The organism is Paenibacillus sp. P3E, from assembly GCF_001909045.1.
Lineage (GTDB): Bacteria > Bacillota > Bacilli > Paenibacillales > Paenibacillaceae > Paenibacillus_AQ > Paenibacillus_AQ helianthi.
The window spans coordinates 26,172-45,303 of record NZ_LVWH01000186.1; the positions used below are offsets into that span (position 1 = coordinate 26,172).

At 48.8% G+C, this 19,132-nt stretch carries 11 protein-coding genes; 9 read left to right on the forward strand and 2 right to left on the reverse strand.

The window, feature by feature from the left end; all coding sequences use genetic code 11:
- Positions 1–33 precede the first annotated feature (33 nt).
- The 7 genes from A3842_RS21440 to A3842_RS21470 all read left to right on the forward strand — a co-directional run bounded on the left by A3842_RS21440 (position 34) and on the right by A3842_RS21470 (position 14,131).
- Positions 34–1,767: an ABC transporter ATP-binding protein gene (locus A3842_RS21440; protein WP_074102679.1), complete on the forward strand. Its 1,734-nt coding sequence runs from the start codon at positions 34–36 to the stop codon at positions 1,765–1,767.
- A complete protein-coding gene (locus tag A3842_RS21445) occupies positions 1,764–3,488 on the forward strand; it encodes an ABC transporter ATP-binding protein (protein WP_074102680.1) in 1,725 nt (574 codons plus the stop codon). Before A3842_RS21440 ends, A3842_RS21445 begins: the two co-directional genes overlap by 4 nt.
- Before the next feature lie 65 nt (positions 3,489–3,553).
- Positions 3,554–4,120, forward strand: coding sequence for a DUF4256 domain-containing protein (locus A3842_RS21450; RefSeq protein WP_074102681.1), 567 nt, complete (start codon positions 3,554–3,556; stop codon positions 4,118–4,120).
- A gap of 144 nt (positions 4,121–4,264) precedes the next feature.
- A complete protein-coding gene (locus tag A3842_RS21455; RefSeq protein WP_074102682.1) occupies positions 4,265–4,834 on the forward strand; it encodes a GNAT family N-acetyltransferase in 570 nt (189 codons plus the stop codon).
- Between the two features lie 368 nt (positions 4,835–5,202).
- Positions 5,203–11,379 carry an S-layer homology domain-containing protein gene (locus tag A3842_RS21460; RefSeq protein WP_074102683.1) on the forward strand — a complete coding sequence of 2,059 codons (6,177 nt, stop codon included), beginning with the start codon at positions 5,203–5,205 and terminating at the stop codon, positions 11,377–11,379.
- Positions 11,380–11,626: 247 nt separating this feature from the next.
- Positions 11,627–12,793, forward strand: coding sequence for a DUF4317 domain-containing protein (locus A3842_RS21465; RefSeq protein WP_074084316.1), 1,167 nt, complete (start codon positions 11,627–11,629; stop codon positions 12,791–12,793).
- Between the two features lie 90 nt (positions 12,794–12,883).
- Complete coding sequence (locus A3842_RS21470; RefSeq protein ID WP_074102684.1) at positions 12,884–14,131, forward strand: MFS transporter; 1,248 nt, start codon at positions 12,884–12,886, stop codon at positions 14,129–14,131.
- 6 nt (positions 14,132–14,137) lie between these two features.
- On the opposite strand, the gene A3842_RS21475 is transcribed toward A3842_RS21470, so the two are convergent.
- Positions 14,138–15,079, reverse strand: a complete 942-nt coding sequence (locus A3842_RS21475) for an AraC family transcriptional regulator (RefSeq protein WP_074102685.1) — start codon at positions 15,077–15,079, stop codon at positions 14,138–14,140.
- 160 nt (positions 15,080–15,239) lie between these two features.
- Between A3842_RS21475 and A3842_RS21480 the strand changes: the two genes are divergently transcribed.
- Positions 15,240–16,259, forward strand: a complete 1,020-nt coding sequence (locus A3842_RS21480) for a glycoside hydrolase family 88/105 protein (protein WP_074102686.1) — start codon at positions 15,240–15,242, stop codon at positions 16,257–16,259.
- Positions 16,260–16,270: 11 nt separating this feature from the next.
- Positions 16,271–18,436 carry a 1,3-beta-galactosyl-N-acetylhexosamine phosphorylase gene (gnpA, locus tag A3842_RS21485; protein ID WP_074102687.1) on the forward strand — a complete coding sequence of 722 codons (2,166 nt, stop codon included), beginning with the start codon at positions 16,271–16,273 and terminating at the stop codon, positions 18,434–18,436.
- A 51-nt stretch (positions 18,437–18,487) separates the two neighbouring features.
- On the opposite strand, the gene A3842_RS21490 is transcribed toward gnpA, so the two are convergent.
- Complete coding sequence (locus A3842_RS21490; protein ID WP_244169732.1) at positions 18,488–19,006, reverse strand: GNAT family N-acetyltransferase; 519 nt, start codon at positions 19,004–19,006, stop codon at positions 18,488–18,490.
- Positions 19,007–19,132 lie beyond the last annotated feature (126 nt).

Consider the following 19,132-nt stretch of genomic DNA (forward strand, 5'->3'; position numbering starts at 1 on the left):
TTGTGAATATATGGAAGGGGGTTGCGGGAGTTGATGACTACAAGGCAATGGGTCACCAAATTTATACGGATGCATAAATGGGTATTCTTATTTGGGTTTGTGATCACCACATTAATGACGATGGTCAATCTGATGTACCCGTTCCTGGGCGGGAAGCTGATTAATGTAGCTTTTTATGATAAAGACATGAGCGCCTTTATGAATCTGTGCCTGATCTATGCGGGGATCCTCTTGTTCAATCAGTTTGTGGTTGCGACGTTAAATAATCTCATTTCCTCGCAGATGATGACGGGGTTTGTATTTGATATCCGCCGGGCTCTGTTCAACAAGATCTTACATAAGAAGGGGAAGGACCTCTCCGGGATGTACAGCGGGGATATGATCAGCCGGATGAACCACGACGCCACGGATGTTATGAATCTCGTCTTCTGGAGTGGACTGTGGGGGTATTCCAACTTTCTGCATATCCTGTTCGCTGTCGGTTTCATGTTTTACTACAATGTATTTCTGGGGGCTTTTACGGTCGTTCTGGTTCCCGCGGTGTTCTTCGCCTCAAAATATTTCAAGACCCGGGCGCAAAAGGTCAACAAGGATATTGCAGCCGAACAGGGCAAGCTATCCTCTTATTTATTTGAGATCGTGAAGAACCTGCAGGAGATCCGAATCCTTAATGCAGGCCGGAAAGTAACCAGCACCTATTTAAGAAAAACAACCTCGATCCATAAAATGAACGTGGACAACGGAAAAATCGAAGTGACGACAGAGCGGGTGAATTCGTTCATCACGCTGATCGCACAGTTGCTGATATTTACGATCTGTGCTTATTTCATTGCAAAAGGCCAAATGCAGCTTGGCGTTTTTGTAGCCGCCGTAAGCTATTTCACTATGGCTGTGAACTATTTCAGCTCGATCAACAGCAAAATTGCCGATGTCTGGGGGCAGTCGGTCTCCTTGCAGCGTGTCGTGGATATTCTGAATGAAGAGGAAGAGGATTACCGGGAGAACCAGCCTCCGAAGACCATCCAAGAGGGCAGGATTGAATTTAACAATGTCACCTTTGGATACACCGGAGACAGACCGGTTCTGAACGGATTCAATCTCCGTATTGAGGCAGGAAGCACGATTGGTATTGTCGGAAGGAGCGGCGCGGGTAAAACAACGATGGGGAACCTGCTCTACAACCTGTACAACGTGGACAGCGGCGAGCTTCTGATCGACGGAACGAATGTTAAGGAGTATAACCTGCATAGCCTGCGGAGCCAGGTGGGGATTGTCCATCAGGAGACGATCCTCTATGATCAGACCCTGCGCTACAATCTTTCCTTCACAAACTGCAAGGATAAGGATGACGCTTTGATGGAGGCCATTAAGAAAGCAGCCCTGTATGAGGTTGTCCAGGCCCTTCCTGACGGATTGGACACGCTGCTTGGGACGGGCGGGCAGGAATTATCCGGCGGGCAGAAGCAGCGGCTGGCTATCGCGAGAATATTGGTCAAGAATCCTAAGATTCTGGTCTTCGACGAAGCGACCTCGTCCCTCGACAGCCGGAACGAAGTGCTGATCCGGAGCATGCTTGGTGAACTGTCGAAGGAACGGACGCTGATTATCATCGCCCACCGTTTTTCCACGATTAAGAGCTGTGATAAAATCGCGGTGTTAGCGGACGGAATTGTCGAAGGCTACGACACCCACGATGTACTGATTACAAGCAACAAAACGTATATAGACTTATTCAGCGAACAGTTTGCAGGAGGTGAAGCGGTATGACACGAATAGAAACCTTCAAGGCCTTAACCCGGGATATAGACGGTATTCACAAGCCGCTCCTTGCGCTCGGCCTGTTCAAGCTGTGGAGCTTAATATTCGGGCTGATCCCTTTGTTCTTGTATTCGTTTTTGGTTAATCGTGTCCTCGTGGATCAGAAGTTAAATGAGCTTTGGCCTGTCATCGCAGGGTATCTGGCTGTTTTCCTGCTTACGACAATTGGAATTGCAGCCAGCAAGCGGTTCTCCAACCAGTTAATCCTGAAATTCGACCTGCGAATCAAGAACAAATTGCTGAAGAAGTATATAAGTCTTGATAGTGAGGTGTACAGCAATTATAGCATTGGCGACGTGAAAAGCCGGATTGAGAACGATTCCGCGGTTGCCGGGAGGTTTTTTACGACCCATATATTAGACTTTATCTACGCTGTCGTTTACGCTATTGCGCTTGCCGTTATTTTGCTGTGCTACGACTGGCGGATTGCGCTCCTCAGCTTTATTTTTGTTCCGGTTTCTTTGGTTACGGTTAATGTTCTGGGAGGGAAAGCGAAGAGCACCGGTGAGGAGCTCTGGAAGCTGCAAATCCAATATGAAAGCTTTTTACATGCCAATTTTCAAAACTGGAAAGATATCAAGACCAACAACCTGGAAGACGCGCAACTCGCTGAATTAAACGGGCACTACAAGAAGATCAGGCCTATTTGGTTTCTGAACCAGCTCTATATGCATCTGGGGATTACCTACTCGTTCTTCACCAAAAACTTCATTACCCAGCTGTTTATCTATTTCATTGGCGGAGTATTTGTTATTAAGGGCTACTCGGAGGTTGGCGTGCTGCTTGTATTTATCAACTTTTACGGGCAGTTCTTCGGGTTCATCGAGAACATCAGCAATGGCATGATGAATTATAAGAGTGATTCGGTGAATATCGAGAAAGTGATCGGGATCTTAAATGTAGAAACAGACAAGAGGCCTTATAAGAAAATCGCCGGAACCGGATTAACCGTTGATAATCTGAGATTTACGTATGAGGGAAACGATTCATTTGCGCTTGACGGGATTTCGTTCTCGGTGAGTAAGGGCGAGCATCTGGCCATCGTGGGACAAAGCGGCAGCGGCAAGTCTACCCTCGCGAAGCTGCTGACCGGGCAGATCAAACCGCAAGCGGGTGCTATACAGATTGGCGGTGTTGATATCCATACAGTGAGCGGCGAGAGTGTTTCGGACAAAGTGAGTATAGTCGTGCAGGAACCTGTTCTTTTCAATATGACAATCCGAGAGAACTTATTGCTGGCAAAGGCCGGCGCAACCGATGCGGAATTGATCAGGTGCTGCCGCAGAGCGCGTATTTATGACTTCATTGAAACATTGCAGGATCAACTCGATACCATCATCGGAGAAAAGGGTGTAAAGCTATCGGGGGGCCAGAGGCAGCGTTTATCGATTGCCCGGGCTTTTTTACAGGACAGGGACATCATTATTTTTGACGAAAGTACAAGCGCCCTTGATAATGAAAATGAGAGTGACATCATTACAGAACTGAAGAGTCTCTCCTCTGGGAAAACCATGATTTCGATTGCTCACCGTTTATCGACTATTGTGGACTGCGACAAGGTAATGGTGCTAAAGGACGGCAGGGTGGCAGCCTTCGATACGCATGACAACCTGCGTAACAGAAACGAACCGTATGATCTGCTGTTCCAGAGCCAGTATATGGCGGGGTGAACTGAAGTATAATTACGATGGTTCCTATTCAGTATAATCGTTATACAAATTGAGGGGGTTTCATGATGACCAATGAAAAAAGAGAATTGTCAACAGAACAACGTGAAGAACTGCTCGGAGCATTGGAAGCCCGTTTTGAGAAACACATGAATCGCCATCCAGGGTTGGAATGGGCTAAAGTGCAAGCAAAGCTGGAAGCGAATCCTGAAAAATGGTGGTCACTCCATGAAATGGAAATAACCGGCGGTGAACCGGATGTGGTTAGGTATGATGAAGAGACGGATGAATACATTTTTTATGACTGCTCACCAGAAAGCCCTAAAGGCCGCAGAAGTGTATGTTATGACCATAAAGCGCTGGAGTCAAGGAAAGAACATAAGCCGAAAAACAGCGCTATGAATATGGTGGCCGCCATGGGCATTGAGCTGTTAACAGAAGAACAATACCGTGAGCTGCAGAAGCTTGGGAATTTCGATATGAAAACATCAAGCTGGGTGAAAACACCTTCTGAGATTAGACAACTTGGTGGTGCTATCTTTGCTGATTTCCGTTACGGCAATGTCTTCGTATATCATAACGGTGCGGATTCTTACTATGGCGCTAGGGGATTCCGTGGCTCGCTCAGGGTCTGACCGCCGAGCCGAGTGATTTTCAAGCGGATTGTGGGTGAAGCGCGTTTTGTACAGACGCAGACACATATGCGCATAGATTATCAAGAAAATAACAAACGATTATTGTATGATTTTACATACAAGAAAACAGGGAGTGGTGGCGGAATGAACTTAGAAGCCGTGTTTGGGCAGTTTCCGATCCTGCAGTCAGATGATATCGTATTGAAAAAGATTGAGGATGATCATCTGGACGAAGTTTTTGAAATCTATAACAATGACCGCGTGTTCGAGTACTGCGGCATCAACCCAAAACACAATAAAGATACTGTGAAGAACATGATAGGGCATTTCGAGAGAGACTATCATAAAAAATCAAGGGCCAAGTGGGGAATCTTCTACCAATCTGAGCCCGGCCGGTTGATGGGTATTATTGAAGCTCAAGATTTTAATCAAAAGGTAAACGTGGTGACGATTGGCTACTTTTTGGCGGAATCGCATTGGGGAAAAGGGATTGCTGCCGGAGCGGTAAACCTGTTGCTTGATTTTTTGTTCAGGGACGTCAACGTCAACAGAATTCAGGCTGAAGTCATGCCTCGAAATGAGAATTCCAAGAAGGTCCTATTGAAGAATGGCTTCATCAAAGAAGGAACGTTAAGACAAGCAACCTTATGGTCAGGTAAAGGGATTATTGATATAGAAATGTACAGTATTCTAAGAGAAGACTATGTAAAATGAGCCGGAACGCAATGAGTTGCTGTCGATTTGCTTCAAGGAAAAGTAGGGTTCTTATTTATATAAGCAAGAGAGAATGGAAGGGGAGAAGTATTGCCCCTTCTTTTTGTTTTTACCATACGTAACGGATGAGACTATAGGGTTAATGAGATTAAAAAGTAAAGAGGTTAATTAGTCGAAAATTTCAATATTAGCAAAAGATTTTTTTGAATATAGTACCGCATTTTAAAGGGATTTGTTATTATTTGTCGAACTTTATCTTTGTCAATTAAATCGCTCACACAGGAAGAATCTTTTTAAAGATAAACCTGAGGAATAGCTACAGAGTAAACTGCTATGCAGCACATCAAATCGAGAAGAGGAGGAACAGCATGAAGAAACAGTTGTTATGGAAGAGATCCTTAGTTTTAATTCTCGCACTCTTACTGGTATTTCCGAATTTGAATATGGTCCGGGCGCAGGCTTCGGGGGGCAACCTGACCGTTGAATCGGCGGTAGCAGGGAATCTGGACGGAAATTTAAACAGCGTTATCTATGCTAATGGGAAGTATACGGCAGTAGGTGAAGGCGGGAAAGTTATTCAATCGGCAGATGGGATGAATTGGACCCTAATCACTGTCCCGTTCTCTAATGCCAAAATTTCATGGCGGAGCATTGCCTTCACTTCAAGTACTTATGTGGTGACAGGTGTAGATTATACAAACTCCACTACAAAAGCCAAGTTGATGGTTTCCACGGACGGAGGCGCAACATGGACGGACAAGTCCACAGCTGTAACTGCTGATGTCTTACAAAGTGTGCGCTACCTCAACGGGGCATTTTATGCTGTTGGCGGAAGATGGAGTACCAGCAATAGTGCCTTTGTCCGGGCGGAGGACTTGGGAGTGGTCTATTCTTCTGCAGATGGGCAGAACTGGAGCCAATGGAGTACAACGGCTTGTTTCTGGCCTAGTGGATCAACCACCAGCACCCCATTTTATTTGACAGACATCTCCTACTTTAATGGAAAATATGTTGTCACCGGAAATGTATTTGCCGGATATGCATACTCGACTAATGGGGCAAGCTGGACAACTAAATTCTTGAGTGGCTTGAGTAATTCATACGGATTGGATTCATTATCTGTGTACAACAGTAAGCTCTATGTATCACATAGCTGGAATGAAGGTTTCGCCAGCAGTGATGGAATGACGTTTACCGCAGATTCATCCTACAATAGAACGCTTGGTGTTGTGCAGGTAGGGTCACAGCTGTATCGTTTTGGCCGGGCAGGAGAGATGTATAGTTCGGTAAACGGCGGAGCGGCGTGGACAGCAGCGAATTCCGTAACGAACCATACGATACGTTCGGCTGCCTCGAACGGTACAGGAATGGTACTGATCACTACGTCATCCCCAAGTCTTGTCGTTACTCCCGATAGAGTAACTTGGAAAAGACTCAGTGGTAATTTACAGGGGATTGCGTATAACGGAAGCGCATGGGGGGTTGCCGGAAGCATAAGTCCTAATGATAGTGCGGAGCTTCCGGATGGATTCATCTTGTCCTCTTCAGGCGGATGGGATCAGCTGAGTACAGCCGATACTCTGCTGCCTGCACAGGGTCTTTCAAAAATTGCATATGGGAACAATCTTTTCGTTGCGGCAGGGAAGAGAGTAGGGGTCTCGGCAGATGCACAAACCTGGACGATCTCCGATCTTCCAGCCGGAGCTGCAGGGCCTGTGACCGGGTTGGCCTATGGCGCCAGCGGCTTTGTTGCCGTAACTAAAGGTGATAAAATCCTCACATCCGCTGATGGAACCTCATGGACTGTAGGCGCAACCTATAGCGGGGCAACATTTTATAACGTGAAGTATGTGAACGGGGTATATGTAGCCTTTGGTACTGGAGGCGTATGGAGCTCCGTGAATGGTACGAGTTGGAGTTCTCTTGATTCGTTAGTTAATGACTATCAGCAATCCAGCGAATATTATTCCATCTATGATGTAACTTATGCAAATGGAAAATACATGGTTGTGGTTACGAATGGCAATGATGGATTTCCTCATGTTCTGGAGACCACAGGAGCATTAAGCGGTGCCTCGGTCTGGACAGACCATGTTATTGACGGAAGCTCAAATTGGACTGAACTGTACTCCATAGATTATGGCAATGGAATGTATGTTGCTGTTGGTTCGGTCTATGACGTTCAGGGAAATCAACATCATGTTGCATACTCTTCCAATGATCTACAGACATGGACCAAGTATGATGAGCAAGCCCTGGGAGTAAGCGGAAGCGGATTAAGCCAGGTTCTCTATCAAAATAATAAATTCTATATTGTTGGTAACGGGAATACAAAAATTGTGCTCGGAAGTGGGGGGATAGCGGAAACGACCCCGGCGGCAGTGATCGACTACACCGCCGAGCAGTTAACCGGCCTAACGGCAAACGGTTCCTACACCGTGAACGGTAATGTAGTCACGGCAGACGCCAGCGGCAAGCTGGCGATGGACAGCAGTTGGCTGGGAACACCGCTGAGCATCGTGAAGAAGGGCAACGGCACGACAACTACAGACAGCACAGCGCAGACGCTGAATGTTCCGTCGCGTCCGGCGGCACCAAGCAGTGTCGGCAAGACGAATGAAACAGCCGTGAATGCGAACGACGGCTCGCTCACGAATGTGACCACTGCAATGGAGTACAAGAAAGGCTCCGTAGGGGCTTGGTCAGATGTAACGGGTACAAGCGTAACCGGACTTGCACCGGACATGTACTACGTCCGGACGAAAGCAACGTCGTCGGCATTTGCGTCAGCTCCCGTACAAGTGACGGTCGGCGCGTTCACGGCCACACCGGAAACAACCCCGGCGGCAGTGATCGACTACACCGCCGAACAGTTAACCGGCCTGACGGCAAGCGGCTCCTATACCGTGAACGGTAATGCAGTCACGGCAGACGCCAGCGGCAAGCTGGCGATGGACAGCAGTTGGCTGGGAACACCGCTGAGCATCGTGAAGAAGGGTAATGGCTCCACGACTACAGACAGCACGGCGCAGACGCTGAATGTTCCGTCCCGTCCGGCGGCACCGAGCAGTGTCGGCAAGACGAATGAAACAGCAGTGAATGCGAACGACGGCTCACTCACGAATGTGAGCACTGCAATGGAGTACAAGAAAGGCTCCGCAGGGGCTTGGTCAGACGTAACGGGTACGAGCGTACCCGGACTTGCACCGGACATGTACTACGTCCGGACGAAAGCGACGTCGTCAGCATTTGCGTCAGCTCCCGTACAAGTAACGGTTGACATGTTCACGGCCACACCGGAAACGACCCCGGCGGCAGTGATCGACTACACCGCCGAGCAGCTGACTGGGCTGACGGCAAACGGCTCCTACACCGTGAACGGTAATGCAGTCACGGCAGACGCCAGCGGCAAGCTGGCGATTGACAGCAGCTGGCTGGGAACACCGCTGAGCATCGTGAAGAAGGGCAACGGCACGACAACTACAGACAGCACAGCGCAGACGCTGAATGTTCCGTCCCGTCCGGCGGCACCAAGCAGTGTCGGCAAGACGAATGAAACAGCGGTGAACACAAACGACGGCTCGCTCACGAATGTGAGCACTGAAATGGAATACAAGAAAGGCTCTGTAGGGGCTTGGTCAGATGTAACGGGTACAAGCGTAACCGGACTTGCACCGGACATGTACTACGTCCGGACGAAAGCAACGTCGTCGGCATTTGCGTCAGCTCCCGTACAAGTGACGGTCGGCGCGTTCACGGCCACACCGGAAACAACCCCGGCGGCAGTGATCGACTACACCGCCGAACAGTTAACCGGCCTAACGGCAAACGGTTCCTACACCGTGAACGGTAATGTAGTCACGGCAGACGCCAGCGGCAAGCTGGCGATTGACAGCAGCTGGCTGGGAACGCCACTGAGCATCGTGAAGAAGGGTAACGGCTCGACGACTACAGACAGCACGGCGCAGACGCTGAATGTTCCGTCCCGTTCTGCGGCTCCAAGCAGTGTCGGCAAGACGAATGAAACAGCAGTGAATGCGAACGACGGCTCGCTCACGAATGTGAGCACTGCAATGGAGTACAAGAAAGGCTCCGCAGGGACTTGGTCAGACGTAACGGGTACAAGCGTAACCGAACTTTCACCGGACATGTACTACGTCCGGACAAAATCGACGCCAACAACATTCGCTTCAGCTCCCGTACAAGTGACGGTCGGCGCGTTCATGGCCACGCCGGAAACAACCCCGGCGGCAGTGATCGACTACACCGCCGAGCAGCTGACCGGCCTGACGGCAAACGGCTCCTACACCGTGAACGGTAATGCAGTCACGGCAGACGCCAACGGCAAGCTGGCAATCGACAGCAGCTGGCTGGGAACACCGCTGAGCATCGTGAAGAAGGGTAACGGCTCGACGACTACAGACAGCACAGCGCAGACGCTGAATGTTCCGTCGCGTTCTGCAGCTCCGGTTGGAGTGACCGTCACAGATATCACGTATGGCGGGGCTAACAACGGTTCCATTCAGAATGTGACACTCCAGATGGAGTACAAGAAAGGCAGCGCAGGCTCTTGGACAACTGTGGAGGATACCGCGATAACCGGCCTTGCCCCTGATACCTACTACATCCGGGTAAAGGCGACGCCAGCATCCTTTGCTTCCATTGCTCTTCAAGTTACCGTGCATAACTCCAATGCAGTCATTCCAGCCGCACCTGAAGTCACAGCTGACGATCAGAACAATACGATTGTCGGTCTCGATACGAGCATGGAGTTTGCAGTAGATGATAAATCTTATGTACGGTATGACGGTACTAACCTGCCGGATTTAAGCGGCAATCATATCGTTAAAGTAAGGGTGGCTGCCAGTGGCTCTTTACCGGCACCGTCTACTACACTGACCTTTACGGATAGTGTGCCTGCTCCAGCTGGCGGTCTCAACTTGAGCGCCAGCGATCCAAGCGGCACGGGCAATAACGGTAAAACCCAAATCACAGTCACACCTGCACCTGCAGCTGGGCATAATTTATACTATAAGAACTTTGGCACCGGCAGTGCCGTAGTGCCGAATGTAGGAGACATCCTTGCAGGCTACACGCTTGTGGGAAGTGATGGATTGGTTCCTGCGGCGAATGGTGAAAGAATGGGGATTGCTGAAGTTGATGCGGGCGGCAAGGTAGTGAAGTATGGAAGCGTGATAGCAGTTGTAGTTGCTGAAACGGCGGCTCCTAGCACAGATCCAGGCAACACGAATAGCAATACCGGCGGCACGCCCAGTGGCACTGGGGGGATTACCGAAGTAATAGTCCTTGTTAACGGCAAGCAAGAGAATGCAGGCACAGCGACGACCACAACTACCGGTACCGTAAAAACAACTACTATCGCTGTTGATCCATCCAAACTCCAAGCGAAGCTGGATACGGAAGGCAAAGGGGCAGTGGTTACAATTCCGGTATCACAGGATTCCAACATTTTCGTCGGCGAACTGAATGGTCAGATGATTAAAAACATGGAGAATGTATCGTCAACACTAGTGCTTCAGACGAATAATGCTTCCTACATCTTGCCGGCCAAGGAAATCAACATCGGGGCGATGGCTCAGCAATTCGGTACCGGTGTGAAGCTGGAAGATATCAAGCTGAAGATTACCATTGGTGAGACTTCGACGACCATGAGTCAGGTGATAACAGGGGCAGCAAGCAGAGATGGTTTTACCCTCATTGCTCCTTCATTGGATTTCACTATTACTGGAACTTACGGCAATTCGACAGTGGAGATCAGCCGGTTTAACGCGTATGTTGAGCGGACAGTAGCACTTCCGGCCGGCATTGACCCGAAACGGATCACAACAGGGATTGTTGTAGACCCTGATGGAACAGTGCGGCATGTACCGACCAAAATCATCCTGAAGGACGGAAAGTATTATGCAGAGATTAACAGCCTGACGAACAGCTCCTATTCGGTGGTCTGGCATCCAATGACCTTTGCTGATGTGGAGAACCATTGGGCTAAGGATGCGGTGAATGATATGGGCTCACGTATGATAGTTAACGGAGTGAACGAAACAACATTTAATCCGAATTCTGATATTACCCGGGCGGAGTTCGCGGCAATTATCGTACGCGGTCTGGGGCTGAAGCTTGGGGAAGGAAAAACAGCATTTGCGGATGTACCTGCGGATGCCTGGTATGCAGGAGCGGTAGAAACAGCTTCTGAGTTCGGTCTGATTACCGGCTTCGAAGACGGAACATTCCGTCCAGATGCCAAAATCACCCGTGAGCAGGCGATGAATATTATTGCCAAAGCGATGAAGCCGACCGGACTTGCTGACCGGACCGGGGCTGCAGATGCTGCGAGCGTGCTTGCCAGCTTCATAGATGCAGGAAGTGTAGGAGACTGGGCTAAGGACAGTCTCGCACTGGCCGTCAAAGCAGGCTTGATCAGCGGCCGCAGCGGTAACAAACTGGAGGCCAAATCCAATGTCACCCGTGCAGAAGTGGCAGTCCTGATTCAACGGCTGCTACAGAAGTCGGATCTTACGAATTAAATTCGGAATAAACAGCGAAAAAGCGGATTCAGACCCAGTCTGAACCCGCTTTTTTGCTTTTGTTTCCGGAGGGGAACATACCTCTGTTAATCCCACTATATCTATACATATCAAGAGCTGGCAGACAGTATGAGGCAAGTACGCGGCCCGGCAGCTTTTCAAAGTCCAAGTTAACATAGGAAAATTCCGCTCCGATCCTTTATACTAGTAAAAGTCAGAACACATCTAAGGAGCTGCCTAACCCATTATGAATAAAAAAGAAGTCGCACACATACGCAAGCAGTTTAAGCTGGATCATGATTTGCTGAACCTCCATGATATTCTTAACGTGTATATTATGAAGGAGACGAACGAGATTTATCATTGGGAGCGCCTGCCGTTTGGCCTTGTGGACAGAGAGAAGCAGGAGCTCTATATGGGCAATTTCAAAAAATTGCTGACCGGCGATCTGGACCATAAGCTGTTCGAGTTGAAGTTTCAGGAGGACGCAGAGGATCCGGCGCGGGTCATGCTTCACCAAGGCCTGGTGACAGGTGATCCTGAAGAATGGCAGGACCTGATGATGCTGCTGGTGGACAAAATGCTGGTAGATGCCAAGTATGAAAAGGACATGGTGGTCACTTTTGTGCGCGGGCAGTATTATCGTCCGACCAAGGCCAGAAATGATGAAGCCGAAGAGAGTGAGAAGAACGAGATGTTCGCGCATCCGTTCATTCTGTGCAGCGTGAATTCCACGGAGCAACAGCGCAAGAACCTCATGTTCGATTATGTGGAGCGGGAATTCAAGTACAATATTATCGTCGATCCGATTGTTAAGCTCAGTACGCCGGAGCAGGGTTTCTTTTATCCGAGTGTGACGGACAACTATTCGGATGTGAACCGCATTCTATATTGTACGGGAAAATCTAATTTTCCGGACCCTCGGTTTATTGAGCAGGTCTTGAATGCGGAGACCTCTGTAACGGCGCTCGAGGAACGGTCCTACTTTGAGGACATCGTGAAGGAAGTGGCGGGTGAACTGCTCGATACGACCACCCTTGCCCAGGTATATGAGCAGATTCAGCAGGTCATTGAAGATGGCGCAGGGGAAGAAGAGCCACCTAAGCTGGATTACAAAGACGTGGAACGTGTCCTGGCGGGAAGCGGTGTTGAGAACGTGACGGCGGAAAAGGTGGAGCGGGCATTCGAAACCATCATCGACGATAAGAACTATGAAATGAAGGCGAGCAGTGTGATCCCGAAATTCACGACCAAGTCGATCAAGATCGAAACTAAGGTAGCTACCATTTCCATCAGCCCGCAGGACCTGAGATATGTGAAGCAGGTGAACTATCAAGGGAAACGCTGCATCATGATCGAGGTGGACGAGGATGTCGTGATCGAAGGATTTACGCTCAGTACGGAGACGTTGTAGTTAGAATAGGTGATTTTACATCCGCTTAACATGCCTCATATGATCACATGATATAACAGTAATTAACTAGTGATAAGAGGTGGATGTTGGATGAAGCTTAGCAAAGAAGAGAAATCATGGATTCTGTATGACTGCGGCAATTCGGCGTATTCGATGGCGGTGACCACGGCGCTTTTGCCCATAGTATTTGGTATGTTTAGGAATGTGAGCAGCAGCATGGATCTGGGGTATTTTAATTCCATCGCAAGTATTCTGGTGGCGATCCTCAGCCCGGTATTAGGGACGATCGCTGATTACAAGGACACGAAGAAGCGTTTCTTCGTGTTTTTTACTATGATCGGGGTGTTGGCTACCGCTTCGTTGGCCTTCGTCGCACCTGCTAGCGGACAGTGGCAGCTATTAATTGTATTCTATATCCTGTCAGCCATCGGTTTTGCCGGAGCTAACATTTTCTATGACTCTTTTCTGGTGGATGTTACGAAGGATGAGCGGATGGATAAGGTATCGACCCGGGGGTTTGCTTTTGGCTATATTTCCAGCGTTATTCCTTTTGGGATCAGCCTGCTCTTGATTCTTGCTCTGGGGATGGATAAGGCCACCGGTTATCAGATTGGATTCATTATTACGGCCCTTTGGTGGGGGCTGTTGACCATACCCATGATCAGGGATGTGAAGCAAAGACACTATATTGAGCCTGAGCCCAGACCGGTGATCCGCAGCTTCAGAAGACTGGCTAGCACCTTCAGGAATATCAGACAGCACAAAATGGTCTTTGTTTTCTTGCTTGCTTACTTTTTCTATATTGACGGGGTAGATACGATTATTAAAATGGTAGTGCCTTATGCGACGTCCGTTCTGGGCGCTGATGCCTTAGACACGTTTTCCTTGCTTGGCATTCTGCTGGTGATCCAGATTATTGCTTTTCCCTGTGCTATCCTCTATGGCAACCTGGCCAAAACCTACTCCGCCCGGACGATGATTATTGTGGGGATATTCACCTATATCATTGCCTGTATCGCGGCTTTCTTTATCACTTCCGTCTGGCATATTTTTATTCTTGGGGCGTTGATTGGTTCAGCCCAGGGCGGCATTCAGGCGCTCAGCCGGTCCTATTATGCGAAGATTATCCCTAAGGAAAAATCCAATGAATTCTTTGGCTTTTACAATATCTTTGGCAAATTCGCGGCGATCATCGGTCCTGCGCTCATGTCTTTGACAACTACCTTAACGGGCAATGCCAGCCTTAGTATTCTATCGGTGATCCCGTTATTTATCATTGGATTTGTCATCTTTATCACTCTGCCGAAGCAGGAGCCTGGAGTACTTCACAAACCGTGAGCCGGATTACACCCACCCTGTATACTCCAGAATAGACGCCTTCGCGGACTGTACCTCGGACTGTGCACCTTTACGCCATTCCTTGGGTGACACCCCCATTAGCCTGGAGAAAGAGCGGTTGAAGCTGGAAATGGAGTGAAATCCCACTTGTTCGGAGATGGAGAGAATAGAATTTTCCGTACTCTTAAGCTGCTTACAGGCCTCTTCAATCCGGGTACTGCTCAGGAAATCGAGAGGGGCGGTGCCCATGATCTCATGGAATTTTCTGCGGAAATGCGTGGTGCTCAGGTGGCACAGATCTGCCAGGAAATCGATGGTCATAGGGGTCATGTAGTTTGTGGTGATATATTCCAGAGCCGGGGAAATGATAAAATCACCCTTCAGGCTATGCTCGGTGTCTTGTTCCGCCAGCGTTTCATTCGTGGAATGGATTCTAAGGAGTTCGATATACAGTGATAACAACAAGCCGTAGGCACTTTCCTGATAGTAGGGGTTCTGCTGCTTCAATTCCTCGACGACGGATGTGGCCAGGGAATAGACCTTGGGATACTGCGCCTTGTTCAAAATACAGTTCTTCCCCTGCACCCGCCACAGATTCGGTTCGAAGCTGCTGTAGGCACTTTTGAAGGAATGCTGGAACAGATCCTCCGGGGAGAAAAAAAGATAAGACCACAGACTGGCTTCACCCGGTGAACTGTACGTCGTATGGGGAAGATACCGGGGGAGAAAGGTCACATCACCGGCTTTAAAGGGGACGGCCTCTCCTTTGATCTCCATGATGCCGCTGTCTGAATAACAAATACCAATCTCCAAATGGTTATGGAAATGCAAATGCTCAGATTTGATATCGGAAATCCTCCAGCGGTCTCCGCTCAGCAGCAGGATAGGAAAATGGATCGGCAGGCTGTAGTGGCGGTACTCGATGACGGGTTTCTTTTTTCTGGGCATATGTAATTGCTCCTTCTCCCTAACAATAAATGGTCGAAACTGCACACTTTTACTGCGAATATGCTTAGATGTAGACTATTTTACTGCTTACAATAGAGTCTGTAAAGCGCTTGCACGCATATGGACGGATATGAAGTGTTCGACAAGAGAGGGGATTAAGATGGATAAATTAACGTATGACAAGGAAGAAATTCTACGCATTATCGACAAAGTGACCCGAAAAACCTTGGCTATGGATTTAACGTGGGAATGGCCTTGCGGGGTGGCGTATTACGGGGTGTCCAGAGCTTATCAGACCACAGGCAATAAGGATTATCTGAACATGCTGATCCAGTGGGTGGATGAATATATCGAGCTTGGCCTGCCGGACTGGACGGTGAACACCTGTGCCATGGGCCATATGCTGATCACCTTGTATGAAGAGACAGGCAACCAGAAATATTGGGATATTGTGATGAGCAAGGCGGATTATCTTCAGCATAGAGCGCTAAGATTCGGGGACAATGTGCTGCAGCATACGGTATCCGTATCGAATGATTTTCCGGAGCAGGCTTGGGCGGATACGCTGTTTATGGCGGCCTTTTTCCTGCTGCGGGTGGGAAGCAAACTGAAGGACCAGGCGATGATCCAGGATGCCCTGAATCAATATTACTGGCACATCAAATACCTGCAAGACCCCAGCACCGGGTTCTGGTTCCATGGCTACAATAATGTGAAGCAGGATCACATGTCCGGATTGTATTGGGGGAGAGCGAATGCCTGGGGTGCCTATACCATGTCTCAGGTCAAACCTTTGCTCAATGACTGGTATCTGTATCCGCAGTGTATGGACGTGGAATGTTCGCTGCGTGATCAGCTGGCCGCGCTGAAGCTGGTACAGACGGAGAACGGCTTGTGGCGGACGGTGCTGGATGACGTGGAATCCTATGAAGAAGTATCTGCATCCTGCGGGATTGCGGCGGCGATGGTGGGTAACGGCAATCCGCTGCATACCAAATATGTGCAAAAGGCCCTGAAAGGCATTCTGGACCATATCAGCGAAGATGGACGGGTACTGGGGGTATCGGGCGGAACTGCAGTGATGAAGGACCGGGAAGGGTACCGCAATATTCCCAAAGACTGGATTCAGGGCTGGGGACAAGGCTTAGCACTCGCTTTTCTGTCCGATATGCTTCAATAGGAGGGAACACGTTGTCCAAACATAGAGCGGGAGCCTTTACGCTGCCGGGAGAATCCGGTTATGAGGCGCTGACCCTGGAACTCGCTGAACGGTGGGGTGCCGATGTCATCCGTGACAGTGACGGCACGAAGTTGTCCGATGAGATTATCCACGCAGGATACGGCATCTATTCTACCCTCTGTATCATTAGGGATCATAACGAGTGGGCTTCGCGCAATCCGGATAAGCTGCAGCAGTGCTTTCTCATTACGAATCCGAAGGTAGCGGTGCAGGGGTATGTATCCATCTATCTGATGGAGGATTTTTTTGCTGAACAATTCAGAGTGAATGATTCCAAAGAGGCGTTTAAGTATTGGCAGGTTGTTGACCGGACGACAGGGGAGGAGGTTCCCAGAGAACAGTGGAATTATGAACGGGAAGCGGGGAATGTGGTCCTTACCGGAATTGCGCCTTGGCATAAATACACGGTCAGCTTCATGGCCTACCGGATCTGGGAAGAGATTTCCATGTACAATCACACCACGAATCATTGGGATAAAGAGCATTTGATGCAGATTGACCCCATGTATGCAGACACGCAAAAGTATCTGCTGGACTGGATGGAAGACTGGTGTCTGCAGCATAAGGAAACAACGGTTGTCCGGTTCACTTCGCTTTTTTATAATTTCGCCTGGATCTGGGGCAGCAGTGAGCGCAACCGCCATCTGTTCTCGGACTGGGGTTCATATGACTTCACAGTAAGTGCAAGAGCACTTGATCTGTTTGCTGAGAGATACGGCTATTCGCTGTCGGCCGAGGATTTTGTGAATGGCGGGAAATACCGCGTCAGTCATACCCCGGCTGAGCAGCGCAAGCTCGATTATATGGCTTTTATCAATGATTTTGTCATCGGATTTGGCAAGCAATTGATTGACCTTGTGCATAAGCACGGCAAGCTGGCGTATGTCTTTTATGATGACAGCTGGGTGGGCATGGAGCCATACAACGACCGTTTTCAGGAGTTTGGCTTGGACGGGATGATTAAATGCGTGTTCTCAGGCTATGAGGCAAGGCTGTGTGCCGGGGTAAAAGTGGATACGCATGAGATCCGGCTGCATCCGTATCTGTTCCCGGTTGGTTTAGGCGGAGCACCTACCTTTATGGAGGGCGGGGACCCTACGCTGGATGCCAAGAAATACTGGATTCATATCCGGCGGGCCCTCCTGCGCGAGCCGGTCGACCGGATCGGACTAGGCGGATACCTGCATCTGGTAGAGCCATACCCGGATTTCTGTGATTATATCGAGAAGATTGCGGGTGAATTCCGGGAGATTCAAGAGCTGCATCAACAGGGCAAGCCGTATCAGATCAAGACGAAGGTAGCCATTCTGCATGCTTGGGGCAAGTTGAGATCGTGGACGCTGTCCGGCCATTTTCATGAAACGTTCATGCATGATCTGATTCATATCAATGAAGCGTTATCCGGATTGCCGGTAGATGTGCAGTTCATAGATTTTGAGGATATCCGCCAGGGGAAGCTGCAAAATTGTGATGTAGTGATCAATGCGGGCTCTGCCGGTTCAGCCTGGAGCGGCGGGGACTGCTGGAAAGACAGCAAGTGCGTGGACGTCCTGACCCAGTGGGTGTATGAGGGCGGTACCTTTATTGGTATTAACCAGCCTTCGGCGGTCAACGGGTACGACAGCTTTTTCAGAATGGCACATGTTCTCGGTCTGGATGAAGATACAGGCTCAAGAGTAGCACATGGCCGATGGACCTATGAGGTGAAGGCGGAGCAGGGATTGGTGCCTGAAGGGGCCAGCCTAACACCTAAGCCTAACATTTATCTTACCGACGGGTCTGCCACAGTGATGGATGAAGCAAGCGGAAAGATAACCCTGTCCACTCATGCCTTCGGTAACGGTAAGGGAATCTACCTTCCTTCTTTTGTATTCAGCTGGGAAAATACACGATTGCTGCTGAATCTGCTTCGCTATGCGGGCAAAGAGCTGCATGAGACGAAGTACATTACGGACAACTTGTATACAGAGTGTGCTTATTATCCGGAGAGTAAGAAGCTCGTTGTGATGAACAATAGCGGCCAGCTGCAAAGGACTACGATCCATACGGAGTATGGAGAACACACCATGGAATTGGCTCCGTATGGCACGGTTATCCTAACTATAGGCGGTAAATAGAATCGCTGCGAAAATAGTAAAAGAGGGGCTTTCGCCCCTCCGTTTCTTTATTTATGTTTTACGATTTAACCACTCAGAGCGAACTAAACCTAAGTGCCAAATGTCTTCGTATATACCCCATTTTAAAACTTCATGTTTGGCTAACCCTTCAACCATCAAGCCCGACTTTTCCATTACTCTCTTAGAACCAATGTTTTTGGCCATGCATCTTCCATGTATTCTTTCAAGACCTAATCCATTGAAACCGAACTCAATCAAAGCTTGGCAAGCTTCTGTGGCAAAGCCCGTATTCCAATAATCAGGTTGAATAAAAAAACCTAATTCACCGTTGTTATGTTCTTTTGAGACACTGACTAATCCACAATTTCCAATATAATCGTTTGTATTCTTTTTGAATAAACCGAACTCGTATGCCAAACCATTATCGAAATTCTCATTTACAAAGTTTATCCACCAATCAACAGTCTGTCTTGGATAAGGGTGTGGAAGCTTAATCGTAGTCTCAGCAATTTCATGTTGGCTAACTACTTGAAATATGGATTCTGCGTCCTCTTCTTTGTAACGTCTCATTAAGAGTCTACTTGTTTCTAAAATAATATGTTGGACATCCCCATGTAAATCAATCCTTTCAAAGGTAGAATTTTATTCCATTTCCTAGTGTAACATCTGCTATGATCAAATGGATTATGTATATTC